Source organism: Agrococcus sp. SL85 (assembly GCF_026625845.1).
Lineage (GTDB): Bacteria > Actinomycetota > Actinomycetes > Actinomycetales > Microbacteriaceae > Agrococcus.
Genome location: NZ_CP113066.1, coordinates 486,300 through 509,322, shown reverse-complemented (window position 1 = coordinate 509,322; position 23,023 = coordinate 486,300). Strand labels below are relative to the sequence as shown.

The 23,023-nt window shown below is 74.6% G+C and carries 23 protein-coding genes and 2 pseudogenes; 19 read left to right on the top strand and 6 right to left on the bottom strand.

Annotated elements, in window-relative coordinates; genetic code table 11:
- Positions 1-70: 70 nt before the first annotated feature.
- Complete coding sequence (gene truA, locus OVA14_RS02420) at positions 71-880, top strand: tRNA pseudouridine(38-40) synthase TruA (RefSeq protein WP_267504721.1); 810 nt, start codon at positions 71-73, stop codon at positions 878-880.
- Here the strand turns inward: truA and OVA14_RS02415 are convergent.
- Positions 877-1,533: an HAD hydrolase-like protein gene (locus OVA14_RS02415; RefSeq protein ID WP_267504720.1), complete on the bottom strand. Its 657-nt coding sequence runs from the start codon at positions 1,531-1,533 to the stop codon at positions 877-879. The genes truA and OVA14_RS02415 overlap by 4 nt on opposite strands.
- A 104-nt stretch (positions 1,534-1,637) precedes the next feature.
- On the opposite strand from OVA14_RS02415, the gene OVA14_RS02410 reads away from it, so the two are divergent.
- The 4 genes from OVA14_RS02410 to glmM all read left to right on the top strand — a co-directional run bounded on the left by OVA14_RS02410 (position 1,638) and on the right by glmM (position 5,552).
- A complete protein-coding gene (locus tag OVA14_RS02410) occupies positions 1,638-3,053 on the top strand; it encodes a DivIVA domain-containing protein (protein WP_267504719.1) in 1,416 nt (471 codons plus the stop codon).
- A gap of 197 nt (positions 3,054-3,250) precedes the next feature.
- Positions 3,251-3,697 carry a 50S ribosomal protein L13 gene (gene rplM, locus OVA14_RS02405; protein WP_267504718.1) on the top strand — a complete coding sequence of 149 codons (447 nt, stop codon included), beginning with the start codon at positions 3,251-3,253 and terminating at the stop codon, positions 3,695-3,697.
- A gap of 20 nt (positions 3,698-3,717) precedes the next feature.
- Positions 3,718-4,197: a 30S ribosomal protein S9 gene (rpsI, locus tag OVA14_RS02400; RefSeq protein ID WP_267504717.1), complete on the top strand. Its 480-nt coding sequence runs from the start codon at positions 3,718-3,720 to the stop codon at positions 4,195-4,197.
- Between the two features lie 2 nt (positions 4,198-4,199).
- Positions 4,200-5,552, top strand: a complete 1,353-nt coding sequence (gene glmM / locus OVA14_RS02395; protein ID WP_267504716.1) for a phosphoglucosamine mutase — start codon at positions 4,200-4,202, stop codon at positions 5,550-5,552.
- Between the two features lie 70 nt (positions 5,553-5,622).
- Here glmM and OVA14_RS02390 read toward each other — a convergent pair whose 3' ends face one another.
- Entirely contained in the window at positions 5,623-6,990 is a 1,368-nt protein-coding gene (locus OVA14_RS02390) for an APC family permease (RefSeq protein WP_267504715.1), read from the bottom strand.
- 64 nt (positions 6,991-7,054) lie between these two features.
- Positions 7,055-7,594, bottom strand: a complete 540-nt coding sequence (locus OVA14_RS02385; protein ID WP_267504714.1) for a CGNR zinc finger domain-containing protein — start codon at positions 7,592-7,594, stop codon at positions 7,055-7,057.
- Between the two features lie 102 nt (positions 7,595-7,696).
- On the opposite strand from OVA14_RS02385, the pseudogene OVA14_RS02380 reads away from it, so the two are divergent.
- Both OVA14_RS02380 and OVA14_RS02375 read left to right on the top strand, forming a co-directional pair.
- Positions 7,697-8,062: pseudogene (locus tag OVA14_RS02380) on the top strand (EamA family transporter); the annotation flags it as partial.
- A gap of 205 nt (positions 8,063-8,267) precedes the next feature.
- On the top strand, positions 8,268-8,684 hold the full coding sequence (locus OVA14_RS02375; RefSeq protein WP_267504713.1) for a DMT family transporter: 417 nt from the start codon (positions 8,268-8,270) through the stop codon (positions 8,682-8,684).
- Here OVA14_RS02375 and coaA read toward each other — a convergent pair.
- Positions 8,681-9,613, bottom strand: coding sequence for a type I pantothenate kinase (gene coaA / locus OVA14_RS02370; RefSeq protein WP_267504712.1), 933 nt, complete (start codon positions 9,611-9,613; stop codon positions 8,681-8,683). The genes OVA14_RS02375 and coaA overlap by 4 nt on opposite strands.
- Before the next feature lie 61 nt (positions 9,614-9,674).
- On the opposite strand from coaA, the gene glmS reads away from it, so the two are divergent.
- The 9 genes and pseudogenes from glmS to OVA14_RS02325 all read left to right on the top strand — a co-directional run bounded on the left by glmS (position 9,675) and on the right by OVA14_RS02325 (position 17,531).
- On the top strand, positions 9,675-11,522 hold the full coding sequence (gene glmS, locus OVA14_RS02365; RefSeq protein ID WP_267504711.1) for a glutamine--fructose-6-phosphate transaminase (isomerizing): 1,848 nt from the start codon (positions 9,675-9,677) through the stop codon (positions 11,520-11,522).
- 33 nt (positions 11,523-11,555) lie between these two features.
- The gene (locus OVA14_RS02360) at positions 11,556-11,921 is read left to right on the top strand and encodes a holo-ACP synthase (RefSeq protein ID WP_267504710.1); all 366 of its coding nucleotides are present in this window, start codon (positions 11,556-11,558) and stop codon (positions 11,919-11,921) included.
- Positions 11,921-12,277 (top strand): annotated as a pseudogene (locus tag OVA14_RS02355) (alanine racemase); the annotation flags it as partial. The gene OVA14_RS02360 and the pseudogene OVA14_RS02355, both read left to right, overlap by 1 nt.
- 94 nt (positions 12,278-12,371) lie before the next feature.
- On the top strand, positions 12,372-13,823 hold the full coding sequence (gene tsaE / locus OVA14_RS02350; protein ID WP_267504709.1) for a tRNA (adenosine(37)-N6)-threonylcarbamoyltransferase complex ATPase subunit type 1 TsaE: 1,452 nt from the start codon (positions 12,372-12,374) through the stop codon (positions 13,821-13,823).
- Entirely contained in the window at positions 13,820-14,368 is a 549-nt protein-coding gene (tsaB, locus tag OVA14_RS02345; RefSeq protein ID WP_267505471.1) for a tRNA (adenosine(37)-N6)-threonylcarbamoyltransferase complex dimerization subunit type 1 TsaB, read from the top strand. The genes tsaE and tsaB overlap by 4 nt, the downstream gene beginning before the upstream one ends.
- 40 nt (positions 14,369-14,408) lie before the next feature.
- Entirely contained in the window at positions 14,409-14,852 is a 444-nt protein-coding gene (gene rimI, locus OVA14_RS02340) for a ribosomal protein S18-alanine N-acetyltransferase (protein WP_267504708.1), read from the top strand.
- Entirely contained in the window at positions 14,849-15,901 is a 1,053-nt protein-coding gene (gene tsaD / locus OVA14_RS02335) for a tRNA (adenosine(37)-N6)-threonylcarbamoyltransferase complex transferase subunit TsaD (protein ID WP_267504707.1), read from the top strand. The genes rimI and tsaD overlap by 4 nt, the downstream gene beginning before the upstream one ends.
- 53 nt (positions 15,902-15,954) lie before the next feature.
- Positions 15,955-16,398: a DUF4190 domain-containing protein gene (locus tag OVA14_RS02330; protein WP_267504706.1), complete on the top strand. Its 444-nt coding sequence runs from the start codon at positions 15,955-15,957 to the stop codon at positions 16,396-16,398.
- A 116-nt stretch (positions 16,399-16,514) separates the two neighbouring features.
- Complete coding sequence (locus tag OVA14_RS02325) at positions 16,515-17,531, top strand: hypothetical protein (protein WP_267504705.1); 1,017 nt, start codon at positions 16,515-16,517, stop codon at positions 17,529-17,531.
- Positions 17,532-17,592: 61 nt separating this feature from the next.
- Here OVA14_RS02325 and OVA14_RS02320 read toward each other — a convergent pair whose 3' ends face one another.
- Entirely contained in the window at positions 17,593-18,759 is a 1,167-nt protein-coding gene (locus OVA14_RS02320; RefSeq protein ID WP_267504704.1) for a class I SAM-dependent methyltransferase, read from the bottom strand.
- A 154-nt stretch (positions 18,760-18,913) separates the two neighbouring features.
- On the opposite strand from OVA14_RS02320, the gene groES reads away from it, so the two are divergent.
- Positions 18,914-19,210 (top strand): co-chaperone GroES, encoded by a 297-nt coding sequence (groES, locus tag OVA14_RS02315; RefSeq protein ID WP_267504703.1) that lies wholly within the window; start codon positions 18,914-18,916, stop codon positions 19,208-19,210.
- Between the two features lie 101 nt (positions 19,211-19,311).
- Positions 19,312-20,229 (top strand): EamA family transporter RarD, encoded by a 918-nt coding sequence (gene rarD, locus OVA14_RS02310; protein ID WP_267504702.1) that lies wholly within the window; start codon positions 19,312-19,314, stop codon positions 20,227-20,229.
- A gap of 12 nt (positions 20,230-20,241) precedes the next feature.
- Here rarD and OVA14_RS02305 read toward each other — a convergent pair whose 3' ends face one another.
- The gene (locus OVA14_RS02305) at positions 20,242-21,372 is read right to left on the bottom strand and encodes an AI-2E family transporter (RefSeq protein WP_267504701.1); all 1,131 of its coding nucleotides are present in this window, start codon (positions 21,370-21,372) and stop codon (positions 20,242-20,244) included.
- 254 nt (positions 21,373-21,626) lie between these two features.
- On the opposite strand from OVA14_RS02305, the gene OVA14_RS02300 reads away from it, so the two are divergent.
- Positions 21,627-22,898, top strand: coding sequence for an ABC transporter substrate-binding protein (locus OVA14_RS02300; protein ID WP_267504700.1), 1,272 nt, complete (start codon positions 21,627-21,629; stop codon positions 22,896-22,898).
- Positions 22,899-23,023: the final 125 nt, after the last annotated feature.

Genomic DNA, 23,023 nt, shown 5'->3' with positions numbered 1-23,023 from the left:
GGTGTCTGATCGCGCGCGTGCATGCTCCGACGCTACCGACTCGCGGCTCCCCGCCACGTATCGTGGGGTCGTGCCCCGCCTCCGCCTCGACCTCGCGTACGACGGCGGCGGCTTCTCGGGCTGGGCGGTGCAGCCCGGGCTGCGCACGTGCCAGGGCGAGCTCGAGCGCGCGCTCGCGACGATCGTGCGCGAGCCCGTGCGGATCGTCGTCGCGGGACGCACCGACGCGGGCGTGCACGCGAGCGGCCAGGTGACGCACGTCGACGTGCCCGAGGGCCTCGAGGTCGTGCCGCGGCTCGCGCACCGGATCTCGCGCCTCGCCGCGCCCGAGGGCGACCTCGTCGTGCGCGCCGTCGCGCTCGCGCCCCGCGGCTTCGACGCGCGCTTCTCGGCCGTCTCGCGCTCGTACCGCTACCGGATCGTCACGGGCCCCGCGGATCCGCTCGAGCGCCGCACGGCCGCGCACGTGCCCGGGCCGCTCGACGTCGACGCGATGCGGCGGGCGGCCGAGGCGCTCGTGGGCCTGCGCGACTTCGCCGCGTTCTGCAAGCCGCGCGAGGGCGCGACGACGATCCGCGAGCTCCGAGAGCTCGCCTGGACGCAGGACGGGCCGCTGCTCACGGCCTCGCTCACGGCCGACGCCTTCTGCCACTCGATGGTGCGCGCGATCGTGTCGGCGTGCGTGCGCGTGGGGGAGGGACGCATGGGGCTCGCGGAGGCGGCGGCGCTCCTCGACGAGCGCTCGCGCTCGGCGCGCACGGGCCTCATGCCCCCGCACGGGCTCACGCTCGTCTCGGTGGGCTATCCGCCCGACGAGGGACTCGCGGCGCAGGCGGCGCGCGCGAGGGCGCTGCGCAGCGCCGACGACGTCGAGGACTAGGCGGCGAGGGCCTCGGCGAGCGCCGCGCGCAGCTCGTCGACGGTGTCGACGATCCTGTCGGCGCCCGCGGCCGCGAGCTCGTCGTGGCCGCCGTAGCCGTAGGCGACGCCGATGGTGCGGACGCCGAGCTCGCGCGCCGAGGCGATGTCGTTGACGCGGTCGCCGACCATGACGATGCGCTCCGGAGGCAGGCCGATCGAGGCGATCGCGCGCGCGATGACCTCGGCCTTCGAGTGCCCGGCCTCGCCGGCGACCCGGCCGTGCACGCCGCGGAAGCGCGGGCGCAGGCCGTAGTGGTCGATGACGGCGTCGGCGTCGAGCTGCATCTTGTGGGTCGCGACCGCGAGCGGGCTGCCGGCCTCCGCGAGCTCGGCGAGCAGGGCCTCGACGCCGGGGTAGAGCGTGGAGTCGACGAGGCCGCCGTCGGCCATGGCGACGCGGAAGGCGGCGATCGCGCGATCCACATCCGCGGGGGCGTGGCCCGCCTCCTGCAGCACGGTGACGAGCGGCGGCCCCAGCCAGCGCAGCAGCTCCTCGTCGCTCGGCTGCGCCCAGCCGACCGCGTCGTGCATGTGGCGCAGGCTCGCGACGAGGCCGGGCTGCGAGTCGGTGAGGGTGCCGTCGAGGTCGAAGACGATGCCGTGCGATGCCATGGTGCTCCATCCTCCCAGGCGCGCGCCGCCCGCGTGCGCGCGTCGCGCGGGAGTTTGCGAGGATGGTGCCGCCGGCGCACGGACCGGCGGGATCAGGAGCAGACATGTCGGAGCAGGCGCCGGAGTTCGATCAGGCGTTCCGCGGGTACGACCGCGCCCAGGTGGACGAGTCGCTCGCGCAGCTGCGCGCGGCGCTCGACGAGGCGCGGAGCGCCAAGGACACCTCCTCGTTCGACGCCGAGGCGCGCATCCAGCACCTCACCGAGGACCTCGACGCCGCGGTCGCCCGCGCCGACCAGGCGGAGTCGCGCATGCTGCGCCTCGCGCAGCAGGTGCAGACGCTCGACGGCGACGGCACGGAGCCGGCCGACGCAGCGAGCGACGACGGCGACGAGGGGCGCCAGACGCGCGTGCGCTTCTCGGAGATCCTGCGCGTCGCCGAGGACCAGGCGTCGACGCTCGTGACGAACGCGACGAGCACCTCGCAGCGCATCCTCGACGACGCCAACGCCGAGCGCGACCGCATCCGCAAGGACGCGAAGGACGAGGCCGCGCGCGTGCTGCAGGAAGCGCAGCACGAGGCCGAGCTCGTCCGCCGCCGCTCCGAGACGGAGCAGACGGCGCACCGCGCGCGCATCGAGACCGAGCTCGGCTCGCTCGGCGAGAAGGTGTCGCAGGCGGACCGCGAGGCGCAGGTGCTGCTGGGCGAGGCCGAGCGCGCGGCAGCGGCGCTGCGCGCGCAGGCCACGCGGGAGACCGACGACCTGAAGCTCGACGCCGACCGCATCGTGCGGGAGGCCAAGGCCCGCCGCGTCGAGCTCGACGCCGCGCTCACGCGCCGCCAGGACGACGCGCAGCAGGAGTTCCTGCGGCTGCACAACCAGGCGGTCGCCCACGCGGAGCGCGTGACGGCCGACGCGAACGAGAAGGTCGCCTCGGCGCTCGCGCACGCGAGCCACGTCGCCGAGCAGTCGGAGGCCTACGAGCAGCTCTCGCGGGCGCAGGCCGCCCAGGTCGAGGCGAGCGCGAAGGCGCGCGCCGCGGCGATGCTCGAGGAGGCGCGCTCCCGCTCGCAGGCGATCGTCGACGCCGTCACCGGCCACACGAAGGACGTGCTGCGCGACGCGGAGGACCGTGCGCGGAGCCTGCGCTGGCAGCAGCAGCAGCTCACGGGCTTCATGGCCGAGGTGCAGTCGCTCATGCGGATCGCCGACGCGGCCGACCCGCGCACGTGGTCGGGCGCCGGCGACGAGGCGGACGGCCGCGCCGCTGCCGGCGCCGCCGCGGCCGCCGCTGCAGCCGGCGCAGCGACCGTCGCCGCCGAGGACCGCGAGGTCGTGCAGGACGCCTTCACCGCCGAGGCGCCCGCCGAGGACGACCTGGCGTCCATCGCGATCGACGCGGACGAGGCCGTCGAGGGGGAGGCCCTCGACGACGACGCCCCCGCCACGACGCAGGAGGCCGTGGAGGTCGTCTGGCACGAGGAGACCGAGGCCTACGACCCCGCGATCGACCGCTAGGGCCGATCCGAGCGGCGCGCCCACCCTCGCGGGCGGCGCGTCGCCTGCTTGACCCCCGCATCGCCGCGCGAGTATGCTCGATCCTTGGTGCGCGCTGCCAGCGGCACCCGAATGAGCCCTCCACCGGATCGTTCCCCGCCCTGCGCGGAACACCTCGGAGCGGGATTCACGGACATCCATTCGACAGTGAGGCACACATGACTCGCACCTACTCGCCCAAGGCGAGCGACGTCCAGCACGACTGGGTCGTCATCGACGCCACCGACGTGGTCCTCGGCCGCCTGGCCAGCCACGCCGCCGCGATCCTCCGCGGCAAGCACAAGCCGACGTTCGCCCCCCACATGGACATGGGCGACTTCGTCATCATCGTGAACGCCGACAAGGTCGCGCTCACGGGCCAGAAGCTCGCCAAGAAGGTCGCCTACCGCCACTCGGGCTACCCGGGCGGCCTCAAGGCCACCGGCTACGCCGAGATGCTCGACCGCTGGCCGGTCCGCACCGTCGAGAAGGCGATCCGCGGCATGCTGCCGAAGAACTCGCTCGGCCGCGCGCAGATCAAGAAGCTCAAGGTGTACGCAGGCGCCGAGCACCCCCACGCCGCGCAGCAGCCGACCCCCTACACGTTCGACCAGGTCGCCCAGTAGGGCGCGAGGAGACCACAGACATGGCGAAGATCGCAGACTCCATCGAGGCTCCCGAGAGCTTCTCGACCGAGACGCCCGCCGCCGAGGCTCCCAAGGCCCCGCGCGTCGTCAACATCCCCGGCGCTGCCGTGGGCCGCCGCAAGCAGGCCATCGCCCGCGTGCGCCTCATCCCCGGCACCGGCTCGTTCACCGTGAACGGCCGCACGCTCGAGGACTACTTCCCGAACAAGCTGCACCAGCAGCTCATCAACGACCCCTTCACGCTCCTCGAGCTGAACGGCTCGTACGACGTGATCGCGCGCATCTCCGGCGGCGGCCCCTCGGGCCAGGCCGGCGCGCTGCGCCTCGGCATCGCCCGCGCCCTCAACGAGATCGACGCGGAGAACAACCGCCCCGAGCTCAAGAAGGCGGGCTTCCTCTCGCGCGACGCCCGCGTCATCGAGCGCAAGAAGGCCGGTCTCAAGAAGGCTCGCAAGGCGCCGCAGTACTCGAAGCGCTGATCGTGTCGCGCCTCTTCGGCACGGATGGCGTCAGGGGCCTCGCAGGCCTCGACATCACCGCGGAGTCGGCGCTGGCGCTCGCACAGGGCGCCGCACTCGTGCTCGGGCGTCCAGCCCGGCGCGAGTCGCGGCGCCCTGTCGCGGTCGTGGCGCGGGATCCCCGCATCTCGGGCGAGTTCATCGTGGCGGCGGTCTCCGCCGGGCTCGCCTCGAGCGGCGTCGACGTGCTCGACGCGGGCGTCATCCCGACGCCCGCGGCCGCGTACCTCGTCGCCGACATCGACGCCGACTTCGGCGTGATGGTCTCGGCCTCCCACAACCCCGCCCCCGACAACGGCATCAAGTTCTTCGCGCGCGGCGGCCGCAAGCTGCCCGACGCCGTCGAGGACGAGATCGAGGCGGCCCTCGCGGGCGCGCCGCTGCGGCCCATCGGCGCCGAGGTCGGCACCATCCACCGCTTCGCCGACGCCGAGGACCGCTACCTCATCCACCTGCTCGGCACGCTCGACGTGAGCCTGGCGGGACTGCACGTCGTGCTCGACTGCGCGAACGGCGCGGCCGCCGGCGTCTCGCCGCAGGCCTTCGCCGACGCCGGTGCGCGCGTCACCGTCATGGGCAACGACCCCGACGGCATGAACATCAACCGCGAGGTCGGCTCGACCCACCTCGAGCAGATCCGCGAGCTCGTCGTCGCGAGCGGCGCCGACCTCGGCATCGCCCACGACGGCGACGCCGACCGCTGCCTCGCGATCGACGCCGACGGCCGGGTCGTCGACGGCGACCAGATCATGGCGATCCTCGCGCTCTCCGCGAAGCGCCGGGGCCTCCTCACCGACGACACGCTCGTCGCGACCGTCATGTCGAACCTCGGCCTCAAGGTCGCGATGGACGCGCACGGCATCCAGCTCGTGCAGACGGCCGTCGGCGACCGCTACGTGCTCGAGGCGCTCGGCGAGTACGGGCTCGCGCTCGGCGGTGAGCAGTCGGGCCACGTGATCTTCAGCAGGCACGCGACGACGGGCGACGGGGTGCTCACGGGCCTCCAGATCGCGGCCGAGATGGTGCGCTCGGGCAGCTCGCTCGCCGAGCTCGCCTCGGTCATGGAGGTCTACCCGCAGGTGCTCGTCAACGTCTCGGGCGTCGACCGCCTGGGGCTGCGCGGCAACCGCCCGATCGCCGACGCGGTCGCGCGCGCGGAGGCCGAGCTCGGCTCCGACGGGCGCGTGCTGCTGCGCCCCTCGGGCACCGAGAAGATGGTGCGCGTCATGGTCGAGGCGCACGAGCGCCACGTGGCCCAGGCGATCGCCGACGAGCTCGCCGCGCTCGTGCGGCAGGAGCTCGCGGTCTCGGCCTGACCGCCGCGCTGCATGCCGGAGGCCCGGCCCCTCGAGGGGGCCGGGCCTCCGGCGTCTGCGGCGGCTGCCGCTACTCGAGCGGGATCGCGCGCGTGGGCTCGTTCGTGCCCCGCTGGATCGCGCGACGGCGCGCGAGCCGGGCGATGAGGAAGAGGATCGAGCCGACCACGACGTAGCCGGCGCTGATGAGCCAGGTCTGCGCGGTCTGCTGCGTGAGGAGGCCGATGCTCGCGACGAGCGCGAGCACGGGCACGATGCGCGGCACCGAGAAGTGCTTGTGCGCCACGTGGTCCTTCTTCAGCACGAGCACCGAGACGTTCGCCGAGATGAACACGAGCACGAGCAGCAGCACGGTCGTGTCGGCGAGGGTGCCGACGTCGCCGATGAACGACATGACCATCGTCACGGCGCCGACGACGAGGATCGCGACCCACGGCGTGCGGCGCACCGAGAGCACGGCGCCGAAGGCGCGCGGCAGCAGCTTCGCCTCGGCGAGCCCGTAGGTGGCGCGCGAGGCCATCACCATGAACAGCAGCGCGCCGTTGCCGATCGCGACGAGCGCGATGATCGCGAAGAGCCAGCCCGGGAAGGCGAGGCCCGAGGCCTGGATGACCTCGAGCAGCGGGCCCTCCGAGGTGGCGAGCTGCTCGGTCGGCACGACCGCGGCGGCGCCGAGCGCGATGAGCATGTAGACGACCGCGGCCGTGAGGATGGCGCCGAAGAGCGCGCGCGGGTACGAGCGGCTCGGGTCCTTGACCTCCTCGGCCATGTTCGCCGCGGCCTCGAAGCCGAGGAACGAGAAGAAGGCCGTGATGGTGGCCGCGAAGGCGCCCGTGAGCGGCGGCACGTCGGGCGAGAAGGTCGTGAGGCGCGAGAGGTCGCCCCCGCCGCCGCCGATGACGATCGCCGCGACGGCGATGATGATGATGAGGCCCGTCATCTCGATGAGCGTCGCGCCGACGTTGGCGATGAGCGACTCCCGCACGCCGCGCAGGTTCACCGCGATGAGGAGCGCGATGAAGACGAGCGTCACCGGGATGGGGGAGATCCCGGGCACGAGCTCCTGCAGGTAGTCGCCCGCGAAGGCGTTCGCGAGCGCGGCGGAGGTCGTGATGCCCGAGGAGAGCATGAGGAAGCCGATGAGGAAGGTCACGAAGGGCTTGTCGAAGGCGCGCTCCGCGAAGCGGGCGGCGCCGCCCGCGTGCGGGTACTTCGTGATGAGCTCCGCGTAGGTGCCCGCCGTGAGCAGGGCGAGCACGAGGGCGAGGCCGAGGGGCACCCACAGGGCGCCTCCGACGTCGCCGGCCATGGTGCCCACGAGCGTGTAGATGCCGGCGCCCAGGGTGTCGCCGACGATGAAGAAGAACAGGAGGATCGTGGTGATGCCGCGCTTGAGCTTGGTGCTGCCGGGCGCGTCGGCCGTCGTCGTCTCGGACATGAGCGTCAAGGGTGCCACGGATCGCTGAGGATGGCGAACGGGCCGGCGCCCTCGCCGCGGCCGCTCAGGCGGCGGTTGTGCGGGAGCGGAAGGCCGCGACGTTCGTGCGCGACTGGCAGGTCGTCGAGCAGAAGCGCCGCGAGCGGTTGCGCGAGCGGTCGAAGAACATGCGCTCGCAGCGGTCGTCCCCGCAGCGCTTGCAGCGGGCCGTGTCGTCGGCGCGCACGAGGTCGACGAAGGCCATCGCGGTGTCGACGGCGATGGCGTCGGCGAGCGGCGCGCCCGCGAAGAGCCCGTGGAGGTGCCAGTCCAGCCCGTCGTGGCGCACGAGGTGGGGGCGCGCGTCGGACTCGCGGAAGACGCGGTTGGCCATCGCGGCCGCGGTGTCGCGCTCGGCGTCCCACATCGCCTCGATGAGGGGGATGCGGCCCCACGTCGCCGCCGCGTCGGCGCGCGAGGCGCCGCTCGCGCCGGGGAAGCCCCACTCGGCGCACAGCCGTCGCAGGCTCGCGGCGCTCTCGAGCTCCCCGGCCCGGCGGCCGTTGCAGAGGGCCGCGATGAACTCGAGCGTGCGGACGACCTCGTGCGGGTAGGGGAGCGTCACCGGCGGTCCTCCGGACTAGGATCACGACTGTCTGGCTCGACGGCCGTGACACGTGCTCGCCGAGAGCATGATCGTACTCCCTGCACCGAACCGGGCCCGCCCATGCAGCACCGCCGATCCGCCGGCCTCGCGCTCGCCCTCGCGAGCGCCGCCTCGTTCGGCGTCTCCGGCATCATCGCCGCCTCCCTGCTCGAGGCGGGGTGGAGCGCCGGCGCGGTGACGCTCGTGCGCATCGCGGGCGGCGCGCTCGCGCTCGCCGGCCCGACCCTCTGGCTGCTCCGGGGGCGCTGGGGCGCGGTGCTGCGCTCGTGGCGGGAGGTGCTCGTGCTCGGCCTCATGGCGGTGGCGCTGTGCCAGCTCGCCTTCTTCAGCGCCGTCGCCTTCATCTCGCCGGCCCTCGCGCTGCTCATCGAGTTCCTGGGCCCCGTGCTCCTCGTCGGCCTGACGTGGGCGACCACGCGGCGGGCGCCCGCGCGGCTGACGCTCCTCGGCGCGGGCGTCGCCGTCGTCGGCCTGGCGCTCGTCTCCGGCATCGGCGGCGGCGACGCGCTGCACCCGCTCGGGGTGCTGCTCGCGCTCGGCGCGGCCGTCGGCAACGCCGCCTACTGGACGGCGGCCTCCTCGACGGCGACCGAGCGCGCCGCCCGTCGCCCTCGCGGGCCTCGGGCTCGGGGTGGGCGCGGTCGCGCTCGGCATCGCCTCGGCCACGGGGGCCCTGCCGTTCGCGGCGAGCAGCGGTCCCGTCGAGCTCGCGGGCGCGTCCGTGCCCGTGTGGGCGGCCATCGGCCTGCTCGTGCTCGTGGCCACGGCCGCCGCGTACGTGCTCGGCATCCTCGGCGCGCGGCGCCTCGGCGCGACGCTCGCGAGCTTCGTCGGCTATGCCGAGCCCATGTTCGGCATCCTCTGGACAGCCCTGCTGCTCGCGCTGCTGCCGACGGGCGTGCAGGCGGCGGGCGCCGTCGCGATCGTCGGCGGCGTCGTGCTCGTGAAGCTCGGCCAGGCGCGGCAGCCGCGGCACACGCCCACGCCCTCGCCCATCCATCCGCTCGAGCAGGCGCCGGAGGCGCCCGAGCTCGAGGGCGGCCGCTAGACCTTCCGGAGCAGCACCGAGCGGATCGTGTGGTCCTCGGCCTTCCGCAGCACGAGGTCGGCGCGCGAGCGCGTCGGCAGGATGTGCTGCGTGAGGTTGGGGCCGTTGATGGTGTCCCACACCTCGGTCGCGTAGGCGCGCGCCTGCGAGGGCGTGAGGTCGGCGAAGCGGTGGAAGTACGACTGCGGATCCTGGAACGCGCCCGCCTTCAGCGCGAAGAAGCGGTCGACGTACCACTCGCGGATCGCGCTCGTGCGGGCGTCGACGTAGATCGAGAAGTCGAAGAGGTCCGAGACCGCGAGGTGCGCGCGGGACGGCGGCGGCTGCAGCACGTTGAGGCCCTCGATGATGAGGATGTCGGGGCGGCGGACCACGACCTCCTCGCCCGGCACGATGTCGTAGGTGAGGTGCGAGTACACGGGGGCGCGCACCTCCGCCTCGCCCGACTTCACCTTCGCGACGAAGCCGAGCAGCGCCCGCCGGTCGTACGACTCGGGGAAGCCCTTGCGGCCCATGAGGCCGCGCTGCTCGAGCACGCGGTTGGGGTGGAGGAAGCCGTCGGTGGTGATGAGGTCGACCTGGGGCGAGCCCTCCCAGCGGCGCAGCAGCTCCTTGAGCAGGCGCGCCGTGGTCGACTTGCCCACCGCGACCGAGCCCGCGACCGCGATGACGAAGGGCGTCGGCTGCGCGCTCGCGCCGAGGAACGACGTGGTGTCGCGATGCAGGCGCTGGGCGGATTCCTGGTACAGGCTCACGAGCCGCGACAGCGGCAGGTACACCTCGGCGACCTCGCGCAGCTCGAGCCGGTCGCCCGTGCCGCGCAGCCGCCGCACCTCCTCCTCCGTGAGGGGGTTCGGGGTCCGCGGGGCCAGGCGCGCCCAGTCGGCACGCTCGATCTCCACGAAGGGCGAGTGGATGGGGTGGGACATCGCTCGCGAGCCTAGCGGCGCGAGGCGGACCCCGAGTCCGCGCGACGGTAGGATCGGGCCCATGTGCGGAATCGTGGGCTATGCCGGTGAGCGGAACAGCGTCGAGGTGCTCCTCGAGGGCCTGAGCCGGCTGGAGTACCGCGGCTACGACAGCGCGGGCGTCGCGGTGCTCGGCGCCGAGGGCGTCGACCTGCGCAAGCGCGGCGGCAAGCTCGCGGTGCTGCGCGAGAGCCTCGAGAGCACCCCGATCTCGACGTCGGGCACGGGCATCGGCCACACGCGCTGGGCGACGCACGGCGCGCCCACCGACGGCAACGCGCACCCGCACCTGGGCGACGAGGGCAGGCTCGCCCTCATCCACAACGGCATCATCGAGAACTTCGCCGAGCTCCGCGCCGAGCTCGAGGCGCAGGGCGAGGCCTTCGCGAGCGAGACCGACACCGAGGCCGCCGCGAAGCTGCTCGGCCGCGCCTTCCGCGAGACCGGCGACCTCACGGCCGCGATGCTGCGCGTCGTCGGCCGGCTCGAGGGCCAGTTCACGCTGCTCGCGGTGCACGAGGAGCAGCCGGGCGTCGTGGTCGGCGCCGCGCACAACTCGCCGCTGCTCGTCGGCTTCGGCGACGGCGAGCAGTTCCTGGGCTCCGACGTCTCCGCGTTCGTGAAGTACACGGCGAGCGCAGCGGCGCTCGACAACGACCAGATCGCGACGATCACCGACGAGGGCGTCTCGGTCGTCGACTTCTCGGGCGCCGTCGTCGAGCCGAAGCGCTTCGAGGTCGACTGGGACGCGACCGCCGCCGAGAAGGGCGGCTGGTCGTCGTTCATGGCGAAGGAGGTCTCCGAGGGCCCCGAGGCCGTCGAGAACACGCTGCGCGGCCGCCTCGTCGACGAGACGGTCGAGCTGGGCGAGCTCGGCGAGCTCGACGACGACGTGCTCCGCGACCTCGACCGCATCGTGATCGTCGCGTGCGGCACGGCCGCATACTCCGGCATGGTCGGCAAGTACGCGATCGAGACCTGGGGCCGCATCCCCGTCGAGGTCGACCTCGCGCACGAGTTCCGGTACCGCGACCCGGTGCTCACGCCGCGCACGCTCGTCATCTCCATCTCGCAGTCGGGCGAGACCATGGACACGAAGATGGCGGTGCAGCACGCGAAGGCGCAGGGCGCCCGCACGCTCTCGATCTGCAACACGCAGGGCTCGACGATCCCGCGAGAGTCGGACGCCGTGCTCTACACGCACGCGGGTCCGGAGGTCGCGGTCGCCTCGACGAAGGCCTTCCTCGCGCAGGTCATCGGCCAGCTGCTCTTCGGCCTCTACCTCGCCAAGGTGCGCGGCACGCTCGACGACGCGGCGATCGCGCACGTCGTCAAGGAGCTGCGCGAGCTGCCCGACGAGCTGCGCCAGGTGCTCGCGGAGCAGGGCGAGATCCATGAGCTCGCGCACTGGATGAGCGACACGCGCTCGGTGCTGTTCCTCGGCCGCCACGTGGGCTACCCGGTGGCGATGGAGGGCGCGCTGAAGCTCAAGGAGATCAGCTACATCCACGCGGAGGGCTTCGCGGGCGGAGAGCTGAAGCACGGCCCGATCGCGCTCATCGAGCCCGGTCAGGTGGTGTTCGTCGTGGTGCCGAGCCCGCGCAACGAGCCGCTGCTGCACGCGAAGATCGTCTCGAACATCCAGGAGATCCGTGCGCGCGGCGCCCGCGTCATCGCGGTGGCGGAGGCCGGCGACGCCGCCGTCCTGCCGTACGCCGACATCGTGCTGCGCGTGCCGCTCACGCTGCCCATGCTGGAGCCGGTGCTGCAGGTCGTGCCGCTGCACATCTTCGCGCTCGAGCTCGCGACCGCCAAGGGCCTCGACGTGGACCAGCCGCGCAACCTCGCCAAGTCGGTCACGGTCGAGTGATCCCGGTGGTCGGCGCGTGAGCGGGGGCCGGCGATGATCGTGGGGCTCGGGGTCGACGTGGTCGATCTCGCGCGCTTCGAGCGCGCCGTCTCGCGCACGCCGCGCCTGAAGGCGCGGCTCTTCGCGCCCGACGAGCTCGTCGTCGACGGCCGCGAGCGGCCCGTCCGCTCGCTCGCGGCCCGATTCGCCGCGAAGGAGGCCGCGCGGAAGGCGCTCGGCGCGGCAGCGGGGATGCGCTGGGTCGACCTCGCGGTCGTCGCGGGGCCGGAGGGCGAGCCCATCCTCGACCTCCGCGGCACCGCGGCCGAGCGCGCGGCCGCGATCGGCGCCGTCCGCGTGCACGTGTCGATGAGCCACGACGCCGGCATCGCCACGGCGACCGTGATCGCGGAGTCGTGATGCGCGTCGAGGTCGATCCCGCGGCCATCGCCGCGAACGTCGCGCTGCTGCGCGAGCGCCTCGGCGTGCCCGTGTGCGGCGTCGTGAAGGCCGAGGGCTACGGCCACGGCGCGGTGCTCGCGGCGCGCGCGATGCTCGAGGGCGGTGCCGCGATGCTCGGCGTCGTCGACCTCGCCGAGGCCGTCGCGCTCCGCGACGCCGGCATCGAGGCGCCGATGCTCGCGTGGCTGCACGGGCCGGGCGCCGACCTCCGGATCGCCGCCGACCGCGGCATCGAGGTGGCGGTGAGCTCGCTCGTCCAGCTCGAGGCGGCCGCGGCGGCGGGGGCGACGATCCACCTCAAGCTCGACACGGGCCTCGGCCGCAACGGCGTCGCGCGCGGCGACCGCCCGGCCGTGCTCGCCCGCGCGGCCGAGCCTCGCAGCGGCGGGAGCTCGCATCCGCGGCGCGATGTCGCACCTCGCGGGCACGAGCCGCGAGGCCGACCGCGCGCAGCTCGCCGACCTGCTCGGTGCGCTGGAGGCGTCGCCGCTCGAGGTCGAGCTGCGGCACGTCGCGAACTCCGCGGGCGCGCTCGCGCTGCCGGAGGCGCGGCTCGACATGGTGCGCATCGGCATGGCCGCGTACGGCGTCGACCCCGAGGGCCCGAGCGAGGGTCGCGGCGCCGAGGCGCTGGGCCTGCGCCCCGCGATGCGCGTCGTCGTCGACCTCGCCGACGGCGTCGCCGAGGCGGGCCTCGACGACGGGCTGCTGCCCGCGGCGGGCGCGCCGCTCGTCGTGGACGGGCGGCGCCGCGCGCACGTCGTCGAGGTCGGCCCCGGGCGCCTCCGCGCGCTGCCCCTCGACCGCTCGCTCGCGCCGCTCGCGGGCGAAGCCGTGCTGTGGGGCGACCCGGCGCGTGGCGAGCCGAGCGTCGACGCGTGGGCGGCCGCGGCGGGCACGATTGGCTACGAGGTCGTCACGCGCATGGGGGCCGCCGCGCGCGGCGCGGGCGTCCTCGCCCGGCCCGCGGCGGTCGCCCCGCGACGCGTGCTCGAGCTGGGCCTCGACGGCGCGCCGCGGCGGCTCGTCGGCGAGGTCGTGGGCGTGAAGCGCGTGGAGTCCGGGCATGGCGTCTCCTACGGCGGCACGTACACGACCGCCGCCCCGACGACCCTCGCGCTCGTCGCGTTCGGCTACGCCGACGGGATCCCGCGCTCGGCGAGCGGGCGGCCGGTGGCGCTCGCGGGGACCGCGCACCCCATCCGGGGCCGGGTCGCGATGGACCAGGTCGTGCTCGACCTCGGCGAGGGCACGGCGCGGATCGGCGACGAGGCGTCGATCGCGCACGCCGACGCGCCGGAGCTCTCGGCCATGATCGGCCCGCGCGTCGCGGTCGAGCTCGCGGGGGAGGTGCCGGACGCGGAGGCCATGGAGGCGCTCGGCGAACGGATCGGCGCCGCGCTCGTCGCGGGCGACGCCGTGCTGCTCGTCGGCCCGCTCGGCGCGGGCAAGACCACGCTCACCCGCGGCATCGGCCGCGCCCTCGGCGCCCGCGGCACCGTGCAGAGCCCGACCTTCGTCATCGCCCGCACGCACCGCACCGAGGCCGGCCCCGACCTCCAGCACGTCGACGCCTACCGGCTCGGCGACGAGGCGGAGCTCGACGACCTCGACCTCGACCTCGAGGGCGCCATCACGGTCGCGGAGTGGGGGCTGCCGCTCGAGCACGCGCTCGAGAGCCGCCTGCTCGTCGAGATCGATCGCGGCGCCGCGGGCGGGCCCGACGCCGAGGACGAGGACGGCGACGCCCCGCGCACCGTCCGCCTGAGCGGTCGCGGCCCCGCATGGGACGCCGCGCGCCTGCAGCGGCTCGCCACCTCGCGCCCGCCGCTCGACCAGCACCCCGGAGGCGCATCGTGATCCTGGCCGTCGACACCGCCCTCGGCACCTCCGTGGCCGTGCTGGACGGCGAGGAGGTCGTCTTCGTCGAGCACGCCCACGAGGGGCGGCGCCACGCCGAGCTGCTCGGACCGATGCTCGAGCGCGCGCTCGAGGGCCGCCGCGAGCGCATCCGGCTCGTCGTCGCCGGCATGGGGCCCGGCGCCTTCACGGGCCTCCGCGTCGGCATCGTCGCGGCGCGCGCGGTCGCGCTCGGCCTCGGCGTCGAGTGCCGCGGCATCGCGAGCCACCTCGGCGTCGCCGAAGGGCCGGCCCAGGTGACGACCGACGTGCGCCGCCGCGAGCGCGCCTGGAGCGTCGTCGAGGGCGCCGTCGTGCTCGACGGGCCGCACCTCGCGCCCGCCGACGCCGTGCCCGTCGCGCGCGAGGGGTGGAGCGCATCGACGCGGACGCGATCGATGCGGCGCTGCTCGCGCGCGCGGCCGCGCGCGGCGCCGCGCCGGTCGCGCAGGCGCTGTACCTGCGCGAGGCCGACGCCGTGCCCTCCGCGGGCCCCAAGCGCGTGAGCCAGCCCACGGCGCCCGGCGCCGCGGCGGGGGAGGGCCGATGAGGATCCGCACCGCCGACCGGGCCGACCTCGACGACATCATGCGCATCGAGCAGGCCTCCTTCGGCCCGAGCGCCTGGGAGCGCTCGACCATGGCGCAGGAGGTCGCGAGCGAGTGGGGGCGCTACGTCGTCGCCGTCGACGAGCACGACCGCACCCTCGGCTACGCGGGCCTGCGGGCCGTGGGCGTCGAGGGCGACGTGCAGACCATCGCCGTCGCCGACGAGGCGCGCGGCCGGGGCGTGGGGCGCGCGATCCTCGAGGAGCTGCTGGCCGAGGCCGCCCGCCGGGGCGTGCGCGAGCTCTTCCTCGACGTGCGCATCGACAACGACGTGGCGCGGCGCCTCTACGAGTCGGTCGGCTTCCGCGAGATCGGCATCCGGCCGCGCTACTACCAGCCGGAGGACGTGGACGCCGTGGTGATGAAGCGGGAGGCGCGATGAGCAGGCCGCCGGTGGTGCTCGGCATCGAGACGAGCTGCGACGAGACGGGCGTGGGCATCGTGCGGGGCACCGAGCTGCTCGCGAACCGCATCGCCTCGTCGATGGGCCTGCACGCGCGCTTCGGCGGCGTCGTGCCCGAGATCGCCGCGCGCGCCCACCTCGAGGCGATGGAGCCGACGATCCGGCAGGCGCTCGACGACGCGGGCCTCGGCCTCGACGACCTCGACGCGATCGCCGTCACCGCGGGCCCCGGCCTCGCGGGCGCGCTCATGGTCGGCATCGGCGCGGCCAAGGGGCTCGCGACCGCCCGCGCGCTGCCGCTCTACGGCGTCAACCACCTCGTCGGCCACGTCGCCGCCGACGTGCTCTCGGGCGAGCCGCTCGCGCTGCCGACGATCGCGCTGCTCGTGTCGGGCGGGCACACCTCGCTGCTGCTCGTGCGCGACCTCGCGGGCGACGTCGAGCTGCTCGGCGAGACGATCGACGACGCCGCGGGCGAGGCCTTCGACAAGACCGCCAGGCTCCTGGGCCTCGCGTACCCGGGCGGGCCGTCGATCGACGCGGCGGCCGTCGGCGGCGACCCGACCGCGATCCGGCTGCCGCGCGGCCTCACCGCGCCGAAGGACCGCGAGCGGCACCGCTTCGACTTCTCGTTCTCGGGCCTGAAGACCGCCGTCGCCCGCCACGTCGAGCGCGCCGAGGCGGCAGGGGAGCCGCTCGCGACGGCCGACGTGGCGGCGAGCTTCCGCGAGGCCGTCGTCGACGTGCTCGTGGCGAAGGCGCTCGACGCGTGCGCCGAGCACGGCATCCCGCGCCTGCTCCTCGGCGGCGGCGTCGTCGCCAACCGGAGGCTGCGCGAGGTCGCGGCCGAGCGCTGCGCGGCCGCCGGGGTGCTGCTGCGCATCCCGCCGCTCGAGCTCTGCACCGACAACGGCGCGATGATCGCCGCGGTCGGCGCGATGCTCGTCGCCCGCGGCGACGCCCCGAGCGAGCTCGGCTTCGCGGCGGAGTCCACGCTCGACGCGAGCGTGGTGCAGGTCGTCCGCTGAGGGCGGGCACAGGCGCCTCCGGCAGGATGGGGGCGTCGACGGAGGGGGAGCGGATGAGCGCGACGTGGCAGCCGGGCGAGCACCAGGGCGGGCAGCAGGCCGCGCCGTCGGCGCCGCCGGCATGGCAGCCCGCGCCCTCGTGGGCGCCGCAGGCGGGCGCCCCGACGCCGCCCGTGCCGCAGCACGCGCCGCAGGCCGCGGCCTGGTCGTCGCCGACGCACCCCGGACCCCGCACCGACCTCCTCGCCCTGCTCGCGATCCTCGCGGCCGTCGCGGGCGTGACGGTGCTGCCCGTGCTCGGCAGCGTGGGCGCGCTGGTGCTCGGGCCGATGGGGCTCGCGCGCATCCGGCGCTCCGGCGACGACGGCCGGCTGCTCGCGGTGTGGGGCATCGTGCTCGGGGCGGCGACGCTCGTCGCGACGATCGCGATGGTCGTGATCGCGATCACGTCGTTCGCCTCGGCGATCGAGTCCTTCGCGCCGGTGCTCGCGCCCTAGTCCTCACGGCCGACGCCCCCTGCGCGACGGGCCGACGACGCTCGGCGGGCACCCAGGCAAGCGGCGTTCGCCGCGCGGTACGGTTGCTCAGCCATCCGCGCGCCTAGGAGGTTCCCGTGAGCGACCAGCACACCCAGTCCGACGACCGCTTCCGCCGTCCGGACGGCCACGACGGCGAGTCGCAGCCCGCCGCAGACTTCGGGCAGCAGCCCGAGCAGGCGCCGTCCTTCGGCCAGGCGCAGGACGCAGCGCCCGCCTCCGGCCAGCCGTCGCAGGATGCGGCGCCGTCGCACGGCCAGTCCGCGCACGACGCGGCGCCGTCCTACGGCCAGCCCACGCAGGATGCGGCGCCGTCCTACGGCCAGCCCGCCCAGGATGCGGCGCCCTCCTACGGTCAGCCCGCGACCCCGTCGTACGGCGAGCAGCAGCAGCAGGACGCGGCGCCCGCGTACGGCCAGGCCGCGCCGTCCTACGGCCAGCAGGGCCAGGAGCCGGCTGCCGCGTACGGCCAGCCCGCGCCCTCGTACGGCCAGCAGGGCCAGGACGCAGCGCCCACGTACGGCCAGTCCGCGCCCTCGTACGGCCAGCAGCCCTACGGCCAGCAGTCGAGCGCGCCCGCCTACGGGCAGCAGTCCTACGGCCAGCCCGCGCAGGGCGGCTACGAGGCCGCGCCCGCCTACGGCGCCTCGGCGAGCGCGCCCGGCTACGGCCAGCAGCAGGGCTACGGGCAGTCCGGCTACGGCCAGCAGCCGTCCGCGGCCGCGCCCGCCGAGCAGTCCTACGGCCAGCCGGCCTACTCCGGCCAGCCCGCCTACGGCGACCAGTCGGGCTACGGCGCGCAGTCCTACGGCGCGGCGCCCGCGGGTGCCAAGAAGCTCTCGGGCCTGACGATCGCGGCGCTCATCGTCTCGGGCCTCAGCCTCATCGGCTCGCTCTTCAGCGGCATCGGCCTGCTCGGCGGCATCGTCGGCGCCATCCTGGGCTTCATCGCGATGCGCAAGAACCCGCAGGGCAAGCCGTGGCCCCTGATCGCTGCGCTCGCGGGCGTGCTGGCGGTCGTGATCTCGATCATCGTCATCGTGATCCTGCTGGTGAACTGGATCCCCTACTTCATCGCGCTCGGCCAGATCTGACCCACGACGAGCGTTGGAGCCCGCGGCATCCGTCGCGGGCTCTCTCGTCTCCGCCCGGCGCCTAGGGGCGCTCGGCGAGGATCGCGCGGTGGCGGCCGCCGACGCGGGTGGCGATGAGGGTCGCCCGCCCCTCGCCGCGCAGCTTGAGCCGCTTGCGCAGGGCCGCGGGGTCGAGGTCGGCGCCGCGCTTCTTGATCTCGAGCTCGCCGATGCCGAGCTCGCGCAGTCGCTGCGCGATCCGCCGCTCGTCGAGCGGCATCGTCTCGAGCACCCGGAAGGCCTGCGCGAGCGGCGTCGCCACGTGCTCGTCGCCGCTGAGGTAGGCGATGCCCTCGCTGATGCCGTGCGCGCCGAGCCGCTCGGCGAGCGCGCCGATGAGCTCGGCGCGGATCACGGCGCCCGCGGGTTCGTAGAGCCACGTGCCGAGCGGCCCCTGCTCGGGGTGCTGCGGCTCGCCCGCGAGCTCCGCGGCGCCCTGGTCGCCGAGCACGAGCGCGCTGCGAGCGACGCCGGGGCGCGCGAGCGCGCCCGTCCACACCACGGCCTCCACGGTCTCGCCGGCGTCGGTGACCCACTGGTGCTCGGCGCCCGCGGGCAGCAGCGCCCGATCGATGCCCGGCGCGAGCTTCACGCCCGCGGGCCGCTCGGCGGCGCGCGCGAAGACGGCCTCGAGCGAGGGCGACCAGTCGGCGGGGTCGGAGAGCCGGGTCGCGCCGTCGCGACGGGCCGGATCGAACCAGAGGGCCTCCGCGTCGACGGGGGTCTCCAGCGCGTCGCCGTGCACGACGCGCGCCCGCCATGCTGCGAGGTTGTACGCGGCGACCGCGGCCGTCGCCTCGTCGCGCTCGACGGCCGTCACCTCGAGGCCGAGCGTCGCGAAGGCGAGGGCGTCGGCGCCGATGCCGCAGCCGAGGTCGGCGACGGAGGCGATCCCCGCGTCGCGCATGCGCCCGGCGTGGTGCGCGGCGACGCGCAGTCGCGTGGCCTGCTCGAGCCCGGCCTCCGTGAAGAGCATCGCGCGCGCGAACTCGCCGAAGCGCGCCGCGGCTCGTCGGCGCAGCCGGGCCTGGGTGAGCACCGCCGCCACGAGGCGGGGGTCGTGGCCCTCGGAGCGCAGCCGCGCGACCTCGCGCACGACGTCGCCGCCGGCGCCGAGGCCGTCCTCGACCCGGTCCAGGAGCGCGAGGCCCTCGCGGCTCAGCAGCAGGCGCAGCTCGTCGACGTCCATCGCACCATCCAAGCAGGGCGGCGGGGCGGCGGCGGCTCCGCCGCGGGCGAACGGCTGGCACTCATGTTGACCGAGTGCCAGCGCGCGGCGTAGGCTCGCTCTGGTGTCCGGCCCGTCCGGACGCGCCCCACAGTCTGACAAGAAAGAGGCAACCGTGTCGGTTTCCATCAAGCCGCTCGAGGACCGCATCGTCATCCGTCAGGTCGAGGCCGAGACGACGACCGCCAGCGGCCTCGTCATCCCTGACACCGCCAAGGAGAAGCCCCAGGAGGGCGAGGTCGTGGCCGTGGGCCCCGGCCGCTTCGACGACAACGGCAACCGCGTCCCCGTCGACGTGGCCGTCGGCGACCGCGTGCTCTACTCGAAGTACGGCGGCACCGAGGTGAAGTTCGGCGGCGACGAGCTCCTCGTCCTCTCGGCGCGCGACGTGCTCGCGATCGTCGAGCGCTGACAGCCAGCAGCAGCTGACGCGGCGGCGCCCCCGATCGGGGGCGCCGCCGTCGCGGTTCCACCCGGAGCCGCGGCAGGCCCGCACGCACGTGAGGAGCGACGATGGGGGAGCCGGATCGGACCCGGGCCGGGATCGGCTACGCGCTCTTCGCCTACGCCTTCTGGGGCGTCGTGCCGATCTACGTGCAGCTCATGCGCGGCATCGACGGCTTCGAGCTCATCGGCTGGCGGCTCCTCGCCTCCGTCGTCGTCGCCGTCGCGCTCGTCACGATCACCCGGGGCTGGGCCCGGCTCGCCGCCGTCGTGCGCGGCCGCCGCGACCTGGGCCTCCTGTCCCTCGCGGGCCTCACCGTGCTCGCCAACTGGACGGCCTTCGTGGTCGGCATCCTGAGCGACAGGGTGCTCGAGACGAGCCTCGGCTACTTCCTCAACCCGCTCGTGAGCGTCGTGCTCGCCGTGCTGTTCCTCGGCGAGCGGCTCCGGCCGCTGCAGTGGGCCGCGGTCGCCGTCGGCGCGGTGGGCGTGCTCGTCATGGTCGTCGCGTACGGCGAGGTGCCGTGGGTCGGCCTCACGGTCGCGGTCTCGTTCGGCTGCTACGGCCTCATCAAGAAGCGCCTCTCGGGCGAGGTCGATGCGCTCTCGGGCTTCACGGTCGAGACGGTGGCGGCCCTGCCCGCCGCGCTCGTCATGATGGGCGTCGCCATCGCCCTCGGCGGCGTCACGCTCGGCGCCAACGGCGCGGTCGGCGTCTGGGCGACGGCCGGCTTCGGCCTCGTCACCGCGGTGCCGCTGCTCGCCTTCGCGGCGGCGGCGCGCCGCGTCTCGCTCACGGCGCTCGCCTTCACCCAGTACCTCGCACCGACCATCTCGTTCCTGTTCGGGGCCTTCGTCATGCACGAGCCGATGCCGCTCGCGCGCTGGATCGGCTTCGGGCTCGTCTGGGCCTCGCTCGTGCTCGTCTCGGTCGACCTCCTGGGCAGGCGCGCGCGGCGCTCGCGGCCGGAGCCCGCCCCGGCCTGAGGTCGCGGCCGGCTACGCCGGCTCGGGGCGCTTGCGGCGGAAGGGGCGCGCGGGGAGGTCGTCACCGTCCCACACCTGCACGATGCCCCAGGCGACCGCGGCGATCGGCACCGAGAGCACAGCGCCCACGATGCCTCCGAGCACCGTGCCGATCGTCAGGGCGATGAGCACGACGAGCTCGTGGAGGCGCAGCGTGCGCCCCATGACGATGGGCTGCAGGAAGTTGCCCTCCAGCTGGTTCACCGCGATCACGGCACCGAGCACGATGAGGGCGACGATCGGATCGGTCGCGACGAGCGCGACGAGGGTCGCGAGCGCGCCCGCGAGGGTCGCGCCGACGATCGGGATGAAGGCGAGCAGGAAGACGAGCACCGCGAGCGGGAGCGCGAGCGGCACCTGGAAGACGGCGAGGACCGCGCCGATGCCGACGGCGTCGACGAGCGCGACGGTCGCCGTGCCGCGCACGTAGCCGCCGAGCGTGTCGACCGTGCGGCGGCCGATGCGCGTGCCGCGCTCGTACGCCGCGCCCTCGAACGGCCGCAGCAGGAACGCCCAGATCCGGGGGCCGTCCTTGAGGAAGAAGAAGAGCACGACGACCATCAGCAGCAGGCCGGTGATGAAGGACGCGGCCGCGCTCACGCCCGCGATCGCGCCGGATCCGAACTGCGAGCTCGTGAGGAAGTCGACGATCGCGTCGCGCGCCTGCTGGATCTGCTCGTCGGTCGGCGCGAAGGGCAGCGTCGAGACCCACTCGAGCACGCGGTCGAAGCCCGCGGTCGCCTGCTCCGCGAGCTCGCCGAACTGCGAGCGCACGGCGCTCACGATGAGCCACACGACGCCGCCGAGCACCACCAGGATCCCGAGGAGCGCGAGCACGGTCGCGAGCAGGCTCGGCACGCCGCGCGATCGCATCCAGCGCATCGCGGGCTCGAAGGCCGAGGCGAGGATGAGCGCGATCACGACCGGGATGATGACGACCGACAGCTGCGTCATCGCGAAGACGACCGCGGCGACGGCGACGACCACCACGATGGCCTGCAGCGACCGCGTCGCGAAGCGGCCGAAGCCGTCCGACCACAGCGAGCCCCTGGGCCGGGCGACGGCCTCGTCGCGTGCCGACGGCCTCCTCGTGAACAGCCCCATGCGCGTCTCCCTCCGACGAGGGCACGCTATCCGGCCCCGCCTGCACGTCGGCAGCGGCCGGGCCTGAGCCGCCGCTGCGGCCCCGCTGAGGTCTCGCGGCAGGAGCCGCGTCCGACCGGGGGAGAAGCGAGCTCACGTGCGGCAAGACCGTTACCAGGACGTAACGCAAACCGGCGTCCGCGCGAGGGTTCCTCGCCTACTGTGGTGCCAACCGTCCGCGCCATGCGGACGAACTCCAGCACACGAGGAGCACCATGCAGTCCTTCCTTCGCACCACGGGCAAGCCCCGTCGCGTCGCAGCGCTCGGCGCCGCGACCGCCGGCGTGCTGCTGCTCGCCGCCTGCGCGGGCGGCGGTTCGCCCGCCCCGTCCGGCTCGACCGGCCCGTCCGAGGGCGGCGAGACCGACACGTCGCTCGTGATCGGCTCGATCCTGCCCCAGACCGGCAACCTCGCGTTCCTCGGCCCGCCCGAGTTCGCGGGCGTGAACCTCGCGGTCGCCGACCTCGAGGCCGCGGGCTACGAGTACGACGTGACGCACGAGGAGCGCGACTCCGGCGACACCACGACCGACATCGCGACGCAGTCGGCGGGCGAGCTCATCTCGGCCGGCGCCGACGTCGTCATCGGTGCGGCCTCCTCGGGCGTCTCCTTCACGTTCATCGACCAGCTGGTCGACGCGCAGGTCGTGCAGATCTCGCCGGCGAACACCTCGCCCGACTTCTCCGACTACGAGGACGACGGCTTCTACTGGCGCACCGCGCCCTCCGACGTGCTGCAGGGCCGCGTGCTCGGCAACCTCATGGTCTCCGACGGTGCCGCGAACGTGGGCTTCATCACGCTCAACGACCCGTACGGCACGGGCCTGCAGGAGAACGCCGCAGCGGCGGTCGAGGCGGCCGGCGGCACCGTCGTCGCCAACGAGCTCTACAACCCGGGCGACACCAACTTCCAGACGGTCGTCGCCAACGTCGTCAACGCGCAGCCCGACGCGATCGCGATCATCGCCTTCGCCGAGACCGCGCAGATCGTGCCCGAGCTCGTGACGAACGGCTTCCCGGCGACGGGCATGTACTTCGTCGACGGCAACCTCTCGAACTCGTACGAGTTCCCGGAGGGCACGCTCGACGGCGCCAAGGGCACGCTGCCCGGCAACCCCGCCGACGGCTCGTTCCAGGACCGCCTGCTCGAGGTCGACGACTCGCTGACCGACTTCTCGTACGGCCCCGAGTCGTACGACGCGGTCATCCTCGCGGCCCTCGCGGCCGCGCAGGGCGGCTCGGCCGACGCCGTCACCATCCGCGACAACCTGCAGATGGTCTCGGAGGGCGGCACGAAGTGCACCGACGTCGCCGAGTGCCTGCAGCTCATCGCCGACGGCGAGGACATCGACTACGACGGCCCCTCGGGCCCGATCACGTTCGACGAGAACGGCGACCCCACCGAGGCGTACATCGGCATCTACCAGTACGGCGCCGACAACCAGTACACCTTCCTCAACGCGGAGTTCGGCTCGCTCACCGAGTGACCTGACCTGCACGGCGAGAGGGCCCCGCTCCGGCGGGGCCCTCTTCGTGCGTCCTGCCGCCGCGGCGCGCCTGCCCCCGTCTCCGCCGCCGTCCGCACCCGCCCTGCAGCGCGAGCAGCCCGCTG